12 protein-coding genes and 1 pseudogene are annotated in these 11,799 nt (G+C 61.3%); 1 reads left to right on the forward strand and 12 read right to left on the reverse strand.

Annotation, left to right across the window (positions count from 1 at the left end):
• The 3 genes from Q7T64_RS11850 to Q7T64_RS11860 form a co-directional block, all read right to left on the reverse strand.
• Nucleotides 1–542 (reverse strand): enoyl-CoA hydratase/isomerase family protein (locus tag Q7T64_RS11850; RefSeq protein WP_304795807.1); only part of this gene is annotated, 542 nt, incomplete at its 3' end.
• Nucleotides 543–584: 42 nt separating this feature from the next.
• The gene (locus Q7T64_RS11855; protein WP_304795809.1) at nucleotides 585–1,328 is read right to left on the reverse strand and encodes a Phenylacetic acid catabolic protein; all 744 of its coding nucleotides are present in this window, start codon (nucleotides 1,326–1,328) and stop codon (nucleotides 585–587) included.
• 146 nt (nucleotides 1,329–1,474) lie between these two features.
• Nucleotides 1,475–2,479 carry an LLM class flavin-dependent oxidoreductase gene (locus Q7T64_RS11860; protein ID WP_304795811.1) on the reverse strand — a complete coding sequence of 335 codons (1,005 nt, stop codon included), beginning with the start codon at nucleotides 2,477–2,479 and terminating at the stop codon, nucleotides 1,475–1,477.
• A gap of 204 nt (nucleotides 2,480–2,683) precedes the next feature.
• Here Q7T64_RS11860 and fnr point away from each other — a divergent pair.
• Nucleotides 2,684–3,445: pseudogene (gene fnr / locus Q7T64_RS11865) on the forward strand (fumarate/nitrate reduction transcriptional regulator Fnr).
• Between the two features lie 46 nt (nucleotides 3,446–3,491).
• On the opposite strand, the gene Q7T64_RS11870 reads toward fnr, so the two are convergent.
• The 9 genes from Q7T64_RS11870 to Q7T64_RS11910 all read right to left on the reverse strand — a co-directional run bounded on the left by Q7T64_RS11870 (nucleotide 3,492) and on the right by Q7T64_RS11910 (nucleotide 11,783).
• A complete protein-coding gene (locus tag Q7T64_RS11870) occupies nucleotides 3,492–3,731 on the reverse strand; it encodes a hypothetical protein (protein WP_304795813.1) in 240 nt (79 codons plus the stop codon).
• A 3-nt stretch (nucleotides 3,732–3,734) separates the two neighbouring features.
• Complete coding sequence (locus tag Q7T64_RS11875) at nucleotides 3,735–4,286, reverse strand: FixH family protein (RefSeq protein ID WP_304795815.1); 552 nt, start codon at nucleotides 4,284–4,286, stop codon at nucleotides 3,735–3,737.
• A gap of 19 nt (nucleotides 4,287–4,305) precedes the next feature.
• A complete protein-coding gene (ccoG, locus tag Q7T64_RS11880) occupies nucleotides 4,306–5,697 on the reverse strand; it encodes a cytochrome c oxidase accessory protein CcoG (protein WP_304795817.1) in 1,392 nt (463 codons plus the stop codon).
• 80 nt (nucleotides 5,698–5,777) lie between these two features.
• Entirely contained in the window at nucleotides 5,778–6,716 is a 939-nt protein-coding gene (gene ccoP, locus Q7T64_RS11885; RefSeq protein WP_304795820.1) for a cytochrome-c oxidase, cbb3-type subunit III, read from the reverse strand.
• The gene (locus Q7T64_RS11890; protein WP_304795823.1) at nucleotides 6,709–6,894 is read right to left on the reverse strand and encodes a cbb3-type cytochrome c oxidase subunit 3; all 186 of its coding nucleotides are present in this window, start codon (nucleotides 6,892–6,894) and stop codon (nucleotides 6,709–6,711) included. Before Q7T64_RS11890 ends, ccoP begins: the two co-directional genes overlap by 8 nt.
• 2 nt (nucleotides 6,895–6,896) lie before the next feature.
• On the reverse strand, nucleotides 6,897–7,511 hold the full coding sequence (ccoO, locus tag Q7T64_RS11895) for a cytochrome-c oxidase, cbb3-type subunit II (RefSeq protein ID WP_304795825.1): 615 nt from the start codon (nucleotides 7,509–7,511) through the stop codon (nucleotides 6,897–6,899).
• Between the two features lie 33 nt (nucleotides 7,512–7,544).
• Entirely contained in the window at nucleotides 7,545–8,969 is a 1,425-nt protein-coding gene (gene ccoN, locus Q7T64_RS11900; RefSeq protein WP_304795827.1) for a cytochrome-c oxidase, cbb3-type subunit I, read from the reverse strand.
• Nucleotides 8,970–9,187: 218 nt separating this feature from the next.
• Nucleotides 9,188–9,391: a cbb3-type cytochrome oxidase assembly protein CcoS gene (gene ccoS / locus Q7T64_RS11905; protein WP_304795829.1), complete on the reverse strand. Its 204-nt coding sequence runs from the start codon at nucleotides 9,389–9,391 to the stop codon at nucleotides 9,188–9,190.
• 1 nt (nucleotide 9,392) lies between these two features.
• The gene (locus Q7T64_RS11910; RefSeq protein WP_304795831.1) at nucleotides 9,393–11,783 is read right to left on the reverse strand and encodes a heavy metal translocating P-type ATPase; all 2,391 of its coding nucleotides are present in this window, start codon (nucleotides 11,781–11,783) and stop codon (nucleotides 9,393–9,395) included.
• Between the last annotated feature and the right edge of the window lie 16 nt (nucleotides 11,784–11,799).

Here is an 11,799-nt window from a genome sequence, read left to right on the forward strand (position 1 = left end):
GAGTCGATGAACTCGCCAGCCATGACCAATTCCTTGCTCCATGCCGGTCCGATCATTTTCACCAGACGCGAACAACCGCCCGATCCAGGGATCAGGTTGATGTTGCCTTCGGTGAAGCCAAAGCGGGTGTCGTCGGCAGCAATCCGGAAATCAGCGGCCATCGCCAGTTCCAGTCCACCGCAAGCGCAAGTGCCAAACACGGCTGCGATCACCGGCACTTCAATGCGCTCGAGCACATCGAAGAAATCGTGGATCCAGCGGTACTCGGTACGGAAGCGCGGCATGTGCCACTCTTGCTCGAACCAGGTGAGGTCGGCGCCAGCGCCGAAAGCACGGTCGCCCGCACCGAAGATCGTAATGCACCGGATGTCCGGATCACGCTCGATCTTCAATTGCAATGCGGTGAAGTCACGTTGCATCACGGCGTCGAAGGTGTTGAGCTTCTCCGGGCGATTCAGTGTGACTTCGAGGATGCTGCCGCGCATCTCGACTTTCAGGGTGGTGAACTTGTAGTTCGGGTTCAGTACTGGGTTATCTGACATGTGGTCGTATCTCCAAAATTTCTGCCTGTCGGCAAATGGTGCTTAAGCCTGGTTGGACAGGAGAATTTCGCGTGTCGATGGCAGGATTTCAGCGCCAATTGCGTCGAAAGCAGCCAGCGGTGGGAACTTCAAGCCGCATTCTTTCATGAAGCCAACCATTTCTTCAAGGTAACGATTCACGACTTGCTCCGTCGTGTGACCTTTCAGGCCGACTTTGACGCAGTAATCGTTGTCCGCGCCTGTCGGGCGTCCAAACGCACGCTTGATCGTGACTGGCAGCATCTTGTAGTAGACCTCTTGGAATTCTTTAAACTGCGCCTTGTTGGCAGCGAATTCGCGCAGGTTTTCTACGCCATTGCCGTAGTGGCCTTCTTCATCTTCCAGCACGGCATCCATCTGCTCAGCCCATGGGCGATAGCTGGAATCACGGTATTCCATGATCTGGTGGCTACCGGCGCGGTCAACGGTGAAGTTGAACACAGCGATGTGGATCCAGTTGTCGAGATCGAGGTCCCAGAACTTGGCAGCAGCAGGACGGCCCTGGAAAACGACTTCCGGATCAACGCCCAGGTCTTCATAGATACGGCACAAACGGCCGCTGTGCTCTGCTTCTTCTTCTGCGAACTCGGCAGCCATCAGCTTTTCGCGCAGTGTTGGCGCGCAGCCGATCGAACGGCCGAACACTTCGGCGGTTGCGGTTTCTGCATAGAACTGGCGGGTCATCAGGCGCAACAACATGTCACGGTATTCGCCGGTTACTTCGCTTGGGCTGTTGTACATCTTCATGTGGGTATCTCCAGTATGTGGGACTGCGGGGCTCGGCGGCGCGGCAAGATTGCCATCCGCTGATAGGTAACAGCTTATATAGTATTGCCACTATCTAGGTAAGTCAACTGGATGTGGGCGATATTTTTTTGGGCGGCAGCCCGGGCTCAAACCATCCCGGCGGCCCGCGCAATCAATTCGTAAGACCGCCGCCGGGCCATCGGATCGAACGCCCAGGTATTGATCACCATCTCATCCAGGCCGAGTTGCTCACCCAGCACCTGAATCTTCTCGAGCACCTGCTCTCCTGTGCCGACCATCGCCCGGCGCCGCAACGCAGCAATCCGCCCAAGATCGGCCTCGGCGTAAACCAGGCGATCAGCCGCCTCCGGCGATATCAGGGGCAAGCGCAAGCCCTGCTCGAACCCGACCCGCCAGTGTTCCCGCGTCTTGAGCAGATGGCGCGCCTGCTCCTCGGTGTCCGCCGCCAGGGCCCACACGCAAATCGTCGCCACCGGCACCGGAAATCGCTCGCTCGGCCGATAATTGCGCCGATAAAGTTGCAGCGCCTGCTCCACACCCCGTCCATCGCTGAAAAAATAGGCAAACGCATACGGCAGCCCGAAATGCGCCGCCAGTTGGGCGCCATAATCCGAGCTGCCCAATATCCACATCTCCGGGCTGGTCGGCCCGGTCGGATGCGCCTTGATGGTCCGGAACGGATGCCCGTCAGGCAGCGGCTGCCCCGACACCCAGCTCTGCAGGCTCATCACCTGCTGCGGAAACTGGTCGGCCATGCCGTCGTCCGACGGGTTCAAGGCATAAGCGGTCAGTCGGTCCGAACCGGGCGCACGCCCCAGGCCCAGGTCGATCCGCCCCGGCGCAATCGCCTCCAGCACGCGGAATTGCTCGGCCACCTTCAGTGCAGAATAATGCGGCAGCATCACGCCGGCGCTCCCGACCCGGATCCGGCTGGTGGTGGCGGCAATCGCCGCCATCAGCACCTCGGGCGCGGTGCCGACGATACTGTCGCTGTTGTGATGTTCGGACACCCAATAGCGATGGTAGCCAAGCCCCTCGCAGTGGCGGGCAAGCTGGACGGATTCGGCCACGGCATCGGCAGCGGTGCTGCCTTCGGAAGCGGGTGACTGGTCTAGTACGGAAAGTTTCATGAAGGTCGGAAAATGATCAATGAGTGGCAAGCCGGGCAGCCAGGGGGCAGCGGCTGCACTACGCGCGGCGTGGATGACAAAGCACTGCACGCAAGGACGCCATCCAAGGGCATGCCGAAGGACAGAGTAACCGAACATCGCAAATTTGAGGTAAATTCAGGACATCGACAGGCTTCCTCCTCTCCTGCCGCCCCACCGCAAACAATGAGCCAGCCCGTACCCTTCTTCGACAAGCAACCCAGCCTTGATGTCAGCGCACTGCGCGCCAGCTGTTCAGCGTGCAGCATGCACCAGCTATGCCTGCCAATGGGACTGGCGGAAGAGGACATGACGCGGCTTGACGCGATCATCGGCCGCCGCCGCAAGATCCCGCGTGATGGCGTGCTGTACCGGATGGGTGATGCATTCACCAACCTGTATGCGATACGGCTCGGTCATTTCAAGACTTACCAGATCAATTACAACGGTGAGCAGCAGATCACGGGTTTCCAGATGGCAGGCGAATTGCTCGGGATGGATGCCATCAGCACCGACCGCCATCATTGCGATGCGGTCGCGCTGGAAGACAGCGAAGTGTGCGAGATCCCGTTTCCCCGGCTGGAGGAACTGTTCAGCCATATCCCGACCTTGCTGCATCACTTCCACCGGATGATGAGCCAGGAGATCACGCGCGAGCAAAGCGTGATGCTATTGCTGGGAAACATGCGTGCGGACCAGCGCTTTGCCGCTTTCCTGGTCAATCTCGCTTCGCGTTATTCCGCGCGCGGCTAGACGGCCACCTGTTTCCAGCTGCGCATGTCGCGTGAGGAAATCGGCAACTACCTGGGCCTGACGATCGAGAGCATCAGCCGCCTGTTGTCGAAGTTCAAGAAACAGGGGCTATTGCGGGTCAACAACCGGGAAATCGAAATGCTCGATCCGGAACGGCTCAAGGCGATCGCTGCCGGCACCGCGCACTGCGGCTGAGCCGGCGCGACAAGGACCCGACGGCGGCAGCGAAACCGGCTGCCCGTCAGAATGGCGGATTGCGGTCGCCCGGCACGCGGAGCAGGTAATACGTCAACATGCTGGCCAGCGCGCAGAAGGTCCAGAAAAAGAAAAATCCCAGGGTATAGGCGGCAATCGCCGGCAAGTCGATGCGCGTGCCGACCAGGATCAGGTCATGCGGGTCGAACACCGAAAAGAAAAATCCTTCGGCGATGATCGCCACCAGAAAAGACGGCCAGAGGATTCCGGTCACCAGTCGCAACATGTCTCATCTCCCTTGCGGTTCGGAGGGCGCGAGGTCGGCCACGATTGTTATCTGTCTGTCCTCGGGCCATTTCCAGGTCCCGAGCAACCGCCACTCGCGTGCATCATTTTCCAGCAGTACCTGCCAGCGCGCAATCTCCAGCATCGGCAGCGGCACGCTGAAGTTTCCCTGCTGGTCCGGCTTCACCTTGAACAACAGGTCTTTCTCGGGCTGGGTCGAATGCACCAGGCGCAGCGTCAGTCCGGCGCTGCGCGCAGCCAGCGGGCCGGCGATATTGCCGTGCAGGTTTCCCGCCGCCGCGTCGTAACCCAGCCGCGCCTGCATGTGCAGGCCGGCCGCCGTGCGGTCACGTCGCAAGTCCTGGTTGATGGCCTTGCCCTGTTTGTAGTAGTCGTCCACCACCAGCGCATCCTGGTAGCTGATCGCCAGCCAGGCCGTATAGAGACCGGCCAGCACGACCACGAACGGACCCAGCATCAATAGCCAGGGCCAGCGATGGGCATACCACGGCTTGTTGTCTGCGTCGCGCCTGGGCACTGCATTCTGCGGGGTCATGATGGCTGCTCCTGTGCGGTCAACGCGGCACGATGAAAACTGCTTTTTCCGTTACCGATACCGACGGGTCGGCGACCGAGGTCAGCGTCACTTGTATCCGGTTCGATCCGGGCTTGCCCTTGCCATGGTCGACCCGCACGCGGATCGGTATGGCGCGGCTTTCGGTGGATTGCAGCGATACCAGGTCCGCTGTCGCCAGCCTGATCGTGTCGACGCCGCTGACCTCGATCCGGTACTGCTGCGCGGACTCGGCGGTGTTCATTACCTGCAGCCGGTACACATTCTCGATCATGCCATCCTCGACTTCGCGTCCCATGGAGCCGCGGTCCCGTATGACGTCGAATTTCAAGGGTTCGCGCAGGGTCAGCGTGATGGCAAACGCGGCGACAATCAGCCCCAGTATCGCGGTATAGATCAGCACGCGCGGACGCAATGCCCGCCGCCGCATCTGCGACAGCGACCAGCCGTTCTTCATGGCGTTGTCGGTGGCGTAGCGGATCAGGCCGCGCGGGAATCCGACCTTGTCCATCACCGAATTGCAGGCGTCGATGCACGCGGCACAGCCAATGCACTCGTATTGCAGGCCCTTCCTGATGTCGATCCCGGTCGGGCATACCTGCACACACATGCTGCAGTCGATGCAGTCGCCCAGCGCTTTGCCGGCCGTGTTCTTGTTGCGCGCGCCACGTGGTTCGCCACGTGCTTCGTCGTAAGTGATGATCAAGGTGTCATTGTCGAACATCGAACTCTGGAAGCGGGCGTACGGGCACATGTATTTGCACACTTGCTCGCGCATCCAGCCGGCATTGCCATAGGTGGCGAAGGAATAGAACAAGACCCAGAACCACTCCCACGGCCCCAGGCCGAGCGTGGCGATTTCGATCATCAGGGTGCGGATCGGCGTGAAATAGCCGACGAAAGTGATGCCGGTCCACAGGGCGACAGCCCCCCAGGCCAGGTGCTTGGCGGATTTCTTGGCGAACTTGGCCGCGCTCGCCGGTTGCCGATCCAGGCGCATGCGCGCACTGCGCGAGCCTTCGATCTTGCGCTCGATCCACATGAAAATTTCAGTGTAGACCGTTTGCGGGCAGGCAAAACCGCACCAGACGCGGCCGGCGACGGCGGTCGCGAGAAACAGCAGGTAGGCGCAAATGATCAGCAGCGCAGCCAGGTAAATGAAGTCCTGCGGCCACAGCACGATGCCCAATATGTAGAACTTGCGGGCGGCCAGGTCGAACAGCACTGCCTGCCGGTCGTTCCACGTAAACCAGGGCAGTCCGTAAAAGACCAGTTGCGTGAGCCAGACACATACCCAGCGCAAGGTGGCATACCTGCCCTGTATTTCGCGCGGATAGATTTCCTCCCGCGCGGCATACATCTTGATCACTGAAACTTCCGGATCGGCATTCATCTTGAATCCACCAAAGAAAAAATGGCCAGGACATGAGTGTCATGGCCATCAAAGCGGGCCAGCGGCCCGCGCACCTCTTGCTACTTTTTCGCTGCTACCGTCGCGTCATTGGACAGGCCCCAGATATAGGCACTCAGTACATGGACCTTTTCTTCGCCGAGGAAATCCTTGAATGCCGGCATCTGGTTGGCGCGCCCTTTGCGCACGGTTTCCATGATGGTATCGACACTGCCCCCATACAGCCAGATCTTGTCGCTCAGGTTGGGCGCACCGAGTGCCGGGTTGCCCTTGCCTTCTGCGCCATGGCAGGCGGCGCAGGCAGCGAATTTCGATTTGCCGAATACGGACTTGATCGGGTCATGGGTGGACTGCGACAGGGACAGCACATAATGCGCGACCGCTTCGATATCCTTCTCGGTGCCGACCGCGGCGGCCATCGGCGGCATCATGCCGTTGCGGCCGTTCAGGATCGAGGTCTTGATCACGTCGGGCTCGCCGCCATACAGCCAGTCGCGGTCGCTCAGGTTGGGATAACCCTTGTTGCCGCGGGCATCCGAGCCATGGCACTGCGAACAGTAGGTCAGGAACAGCCGCTCGCCAATGGCGCGAGCCTGCGGATCGGCGGCAACCACCTTCATGTCCTGCCCGGCATATTTTGCAAACAGGGGACCGTAATCGGCGTCGGCCTGTTTCAGCTCGGCCTTGTATTCCCCGATCGAATTCCAGCCCAGCGTGCCGGGCAAATTGCCCAGGCCCGGATACAGGATCAGGTAGACGACGCCGAACACGATCGTGATGTAGAACAGCCACATCCACCAGCGCGGCATCGGGTTGTTGAGCTCGGTCAGCCCCTCGTCCCAGCTATGCCCGGTGGTTTCAATGACGTGGCCGTTTGCATCCCGTTCGAGGGTGATCTTGACCCTGGACTGCGAATACAGCAGCAATGCGCAGCCGGCAATGCCCAGCACCGTCAGCACGATGATGTAGATGCTCCAGAATTCGCTGGTGAAATCAGCCATGATGCGCTCCCGTTTTTGAATCTTCAGGTTCGTCGTCGGCGAACGGCAGGTTGGCCGCTTCAGCGTAGGCGTCCTTGCGGCGCGAGCTGTAGGCCCAGACGCAGATGCCGATGAATGTAGCGAAGCTGACCAGCGTGAACAGCGAGCGCATGTCCATGAAAATTTGTCCGATATCCATGATCAGTTCCTGGCCTTGATCTGCGTTCCCATGCCTTGCAGGTACGCGATCAGCGCATCCTGTTCGGTCTTTCCGGCCAATTCTTTCGGTGCATTGGCCAGGTCCTCGTCCGTGTACGGATCGCCCAGGCGCTTCAAGGCGCGCAGGTGGGGAACGATCTGCTCCGGGTTCAGCTTGGTGGTCGCCAGCCACGGATAGCCGGGCATGTTCGATTCGGGCACCAGGTCGCGTGGATTGTTCAGGTGGTTGCGATGCCATTCGTCGCTGTAGCGTCCGCCCACGCGGGCCAGGTCCGGACCGGTGCGCTTGGAACCCCACTGGAACGGCCGGTCATAGACGAACTCGCCAGCCACGGAATAATGGCCATAGCGCTCGGTCTCTGCACGGAACGGCCGGATCATCTGCGAATGGCAGTTGTAGCAGCCTTCACGCACATAAATGTCGCGACCTGCCAGGCGCAAGGCCGAGTACGGCTTGAGCCCGGCGATGGGCTCGGTTGTCGATTTCTGGAAGAACAGCGGAACGATCTCCGCCAGGCCGCCGACACTGACAACCAGCACCACCAGTATGATCAGCAACCAGGGATTTTTCTCGATCCACTCATGTTTGAATTTCATTATCGCTCCTGGATATTCGTGTCGTCGTATCGGTCAGTGGGCTGCTGCCAGCGCAGGGATGCGTGAATTCACTGGCTGGCCGCCGCGCAGCGTCATCACGGTGTTGTAGCCCATCAGGATCATGCCGCTCAGGTACAGCAAGCCGCCGATAAAGCGCACGACGTAGTACGGGTAGGTCGCCTTGACGGATTCGACGAAGGTATAGGTCAGTGTGCCGTCGGCATTCACCGCACGCCACATCAGGCCCTGCATCACACCGGCGATCCACATTGCCGCGATGTACAGCACGATGCCGATGGTCGCCACCCAGAAGTGGACTTCGATCAGGCGCACGCTGAACATTTCCTTCTTGCCCGTCAGGCGCGGCAGCAGGTAGTAGATCGATCCCATCGAGATCAGGCCGACCCAGCCCAGCGCACCGGAGTGCACATGGCCGACGGTCCAGTCGGTGTAGTGGGACAGTGCGTTGACGGTCTTGATCGACATCATCGGACCTTCAAAGGTCGACATGCCATAAAACGACAGCGAGACGATCAGGAATTTCAGGATCGGATCGGTGCGCAGCTTGTTCCATGCGCCCGACAGGGTCATGATGCCGTTGATCATGCCGCCCCATGACGGCGCCAGCAGGATCAGCGAAAAAACCATGCCGATCGATTGCGTCCAGTCAGGCAGCGCGGTGTAGTGCAAATGATGCGGGCCGGCCCACATGTAGGTAAAGATCAGTGCCCAGAAGTGGACGATCGACAGCCGATACGAAAAGATCGGACGATCCGCTTGCTTCGGGATGAAGTAATACATCATGCCGAGGAAGCCGGCGGTCAGGAAGAAGCCGACGGCGTTATGGCCGTACCACCACTGGATCATTGCATCCTGCACGCCCGGATAAGCCGAGTAGGATTTCATCATCCCCGCCGGCATCACGGCGCTGTTGACGACGTGCAGCAGTGCGACAGTCAGGATGTAGGCGCCGAAAAACCAGTTGGCGACATAGATGTGCGGCACGCGGCGCTTGAGCAGGGTGCCGAAGAACACCACGGCGTAGGACACCCAGACCAGCGTGATCAGGATATCGATCGGCCATTCCAGCTCGGCGTATTCCTTGCCCTGGGTGTAACCGAGCGGCAGCGACACGGCCGCGGCGACAATCACGACTTGCCAGCCCCAGAAGGTGAACGCGGCCAGCTTGTCCGAGAACAGGCGCACCTGGCTGGTTCGCTGCACCACGTAATACGAGGTGGCGAACAACGCACTTCCACCAAAGGCAAAGATCACTGCATTGGTATGCAAGGGCCGCAGGCGACCGTAGGTCAGCCAGGGAATGTCGAAATTCAGGGCGGGCCAGGCCAGCTGGGCGGCGATGATGACGCCAACCAGCATGCCGACGACGCCCCACAACACCGTCGCGATAGCAAACTGCTTCACGACCTTGTAGTTGTAATCGAGTGCTGTGTCCAAGGGTGATCTCCGGAAGTGGATTGAACGAAAGTGTGGCGAGGTTACCGGCCGCACATGTCAAATTCCTTGATGTGAATCAAATACGCCCGGTTGAAAGCGTCGGGGCGGCTTATGCTACGAAAAAGTGATGACTGACATTCTCGTTGCTTATATCCGTTCGAACAAGGAGCGAATGGTGCGACGGCGGGCGTTATCGAATCGTCAGCGCGCAGTCCGGGTCAGGCTTCGGGCAGATCCGGGCGCTCGGTGCGATTTGCTGGCGCAGCATCCTTTTGGGCCGGCCTGTCGTCGTCCTGCAGGATACGCTGGCCCGGACCGACCAGATCATCGAATTGGCCACCATCCGACGCCCGGAAAAAAATCCAGAGCGCGATGAACACCACCACGATCGACATCGGTATGAGCAGATAGAGCGCTTCCAAGTCATTGCCTCCGGTGCGCAATGCGCGACAGGCGCAGGGCGTTGGCCACCACGATCGCTGAACTGAGCGACATGCCCACACCCGCCATCCACGGATTGAGCCAGCCGAGCGCGGCGGCTGGTATCGCCACCAGGTTGTAGACCGACGCCCACCACAGGTTCTGCCGCACCACCGCCATCGTACGGCCAGCCGTGCGCGCGGCGCAGCTTACGGCGTCCAGCCGGCCCGACAGGAGCACGGTGTCGGCATGGGTCTGCGCCAGCGCTGCGCCGCTGCCCATCGCAAAGGACACATCCGCCGCCTTCAGCACCGCCGCATCGTTGATGCCGTCCCCCACCATGGCCACCACAGCGCCCTGCGCTTGCAGCGCCTGCACATGGGCCAGCTTTTGGTCCGGCAGCTGGGCGCCGAACGCATTGGCGATACCGAGCTGGGCGGCGATTCGGTCCACGGTTTGCTGACGGTCGCCGGACAATAGCCTGACCTCTTTGCCGGCGCGCCGGAAATAGGCCACGACCTCGGCTGCTTCAGGACGCAAGGCATCGGACAGCGCGAAACGCGCAATCCATGCGCCGGCCCGGCCAAGATAGACCGTGCTGGCGCCATCGTCAGACCCGGGCTGCGCCAACGGCAAACCCACCAGCGCAGCGACAAAGTCATGGCGGCCGATCCGGTAGGTCGTGCCGTCAATGGCGCCCCACAGGCCTTCTCCGGCGACGCTGCCGGCAGCCTGCGCCGTCAGTGGCGGCAAGCTGCTGGCAGCCTGCGTGAATGCGCGCGCCAGCGGATGCAGGCTCGACGCCTCCAGCGCAGCCGCCAGTTGCAGTGCATGGTCGCGCCTGGCATTGTCAGTGCCGTCCGGCCTTTCCGGCTTGGCCGCGCCGTCCAGCAGGTCGCAGGACTGCAATACCGGGCGGCCTTCAGTCAGTGTGCCGGTCTTGTCAAAAACAATATGGGTGGCGCGATGCAGGGTTTCCAGTACATGCGGCTGGATCACCAGCACGCCTTGGCGCAGCAGCGCATCGGTAGCGGCAGCCAGCGCGCTCGGCGTGGCCAGCGACAGGGCGCACGGACAGGAAACAACCAGCACGGCAATCGCAATCGGCCAGGCCCGCGACGGATCGATGAGCCACCAGACGGCGAATACCGTCACCGCAAGAATCAGCAAGGCAATGACGAACCAGCCGGCCACCTTGTCGGCCCACAGCGCCAGTTGCGGCTTGCCCTGCCCGGCCCGTTCAATCAGTTTGACCAGCGTCGACAAGGTGCTCTCGGCCACGGCGCGCGACACGCGCAACAGCACCGGCTGGCTGGCATTGATCGCGCCGCCAGGGATCGCCTCACCGGAGCGCTTGTGCTGCGGACGGCTCTCGCCGGTCAAGAGCGACAGGTCGACCGAGGTTTCGCCGTCGATCAGAACGCCGTCGACGGCAAACGCCTCGCCAGGCCGCACACGAATGACGTCGCCGGCCTGCAACTGGGCCGCGCCCACGACTTCATCGGCCACATTCCCCGGATAGCCGGCCAGGCGCGTGGCCGAAGCCGGCAACGCATGCTGCAAGCGCTCCAGCGCCGTGGCCGCCCGGCGCCGGGCAATCACTTCCAGGTAGCGGCTGCACAGCAGCAGGAAAATGAACATCGTGACCGAATCGAAATACACGTCGCCATGGCCGCGCAAAGTAGCGGCCACGCTGCCGATGAAGGCCGCGCCAATGCCCAGCGCAACCGGTACATCCATGCCCGGCGAACGGCTACGCAGACTGGCCCAGGCGCCGGCAAAAAACGGCTGGGCGGAATACACCACCGCCGGCACGGTCAGCAACAGGCTGGCCCAGCGCATCATGGTTTCCATGTCAGCGTCCATGGTGCCGTCGGTCGCCAGGTAGACCGGGACGGCGTACATCATCACCTGCATCATCGACAGGCCGGCAACGAACAACTGGCGGAACAACTTCCTGCCGGCTTTCTGCAATTGCGCGCCCTGGCGCACCGGGTCGAACGGATAGGCGGTATAGCCGACCTGGCGCATGCTTTGCAGCACGTCGCTCGGTTTGCAACGGGCCGGATCCCAGCGCAAATGCAGGCGCTCGGTCGCGACGTTCATGCCGGCCTGCGCCACCCCCGGCAAGCGCGCCAGGCGTCGTTCGATCAGCCAGACGCAGGCCGCGCAGCGTATGCCTTCCACCGAAAAAACGGCTTCACGCAAATTGTCGTCGCCCACGGTGGCGTAGCGCTGCTGCTCCTCTTCTGCATCGAATAGCCTCAGTTCCGGCGGCACCAGCGCGCCGCCGGCGTCTGCCGTATTGGCGTACGAAGTGCGGCTGCGGTAGTTGTCGGAAAAACCGCTGTCGACGATGGCCTGGGCCACCGCTTCGCAGCCCGGGCAGCACATCGGCTGCGGCTGCTGG

This window comes from Lacisediminimonas sp. (assembly GCF_030645335.1).
In the GTDB taxonomy this organism is placed as follows: domain Bacteria; phylum Pseudomonadota; class Gammaproteobacteria; order Burkholderiales; family Burkholderiaceae_D; genus Lacisediminimonas.

Bases quoted from the DNA above. Each gene is read 5' to 3' on its own strand.
- Q7T64_RS11855 (WP_304795809.1), bottom strand. From the start codon at position 1,328: ATGAAGATGTACAACAGCCCAAGCGAAGTAACCGGCGAATACCGTGAC.
- Q7T64_RS11860 (WP_304795811.1), bottom strand. From the start codon at position 2,479: ATGAAACTTTCCGTACTAGACCAGTCACCCGCTTCCGAAGGCAGCACC.
- Q7T64_RS11870 (WP_304795813.1), bottom strand. From the start codon at position 3,731: ATGTTGCGACTGGTGACCGGAATCCTCTGGCCGTCTTTTCTGGTGGCG.
- Q7T64_RS11875 (WP_304795815.1), bottom strand. From the start codon at position 4,286: ATGACCCCGCAGAATGCAGTGCCCAGGCGCGACGCAGACAACAAGCCG.
- ccoG (WP_304795817.1), bottom strand. From the start codon at position 5,697: ATGAATGCCGATCCGGAAGTTTCAGTGATCAAGATGTATGCCGCGCGG.
- ccoP (WP_304795820.1), bottom strand. From the start codon at position 6,716: ATGGCTGATTTCACCAGCGAATTCTGGAGCATCTACATCATCGTGCTG.
- Q7T64_RS11890 (WP_304795823.1), bottom strand. From the start codon at position 6,894: ATGGATATCGGACAAATTTTCATGGACATGCGCTCGCTGTTCACGCTG.
- ccoO (WP_304795825.1), bottom strand. From the start codon at position 7,511: ATGAAATTCAAACATGAGTGGATCGAGAAAAATCCCTGGTTGCTGATC.
- Q7T64_RS11910 (WP_304795831.1), bottom strand. From the start codon at position 11,783: ATGTGCTGCCCGGGCTGCGAAGCGGTGGCCCAGGCCATCGTCGACAGC.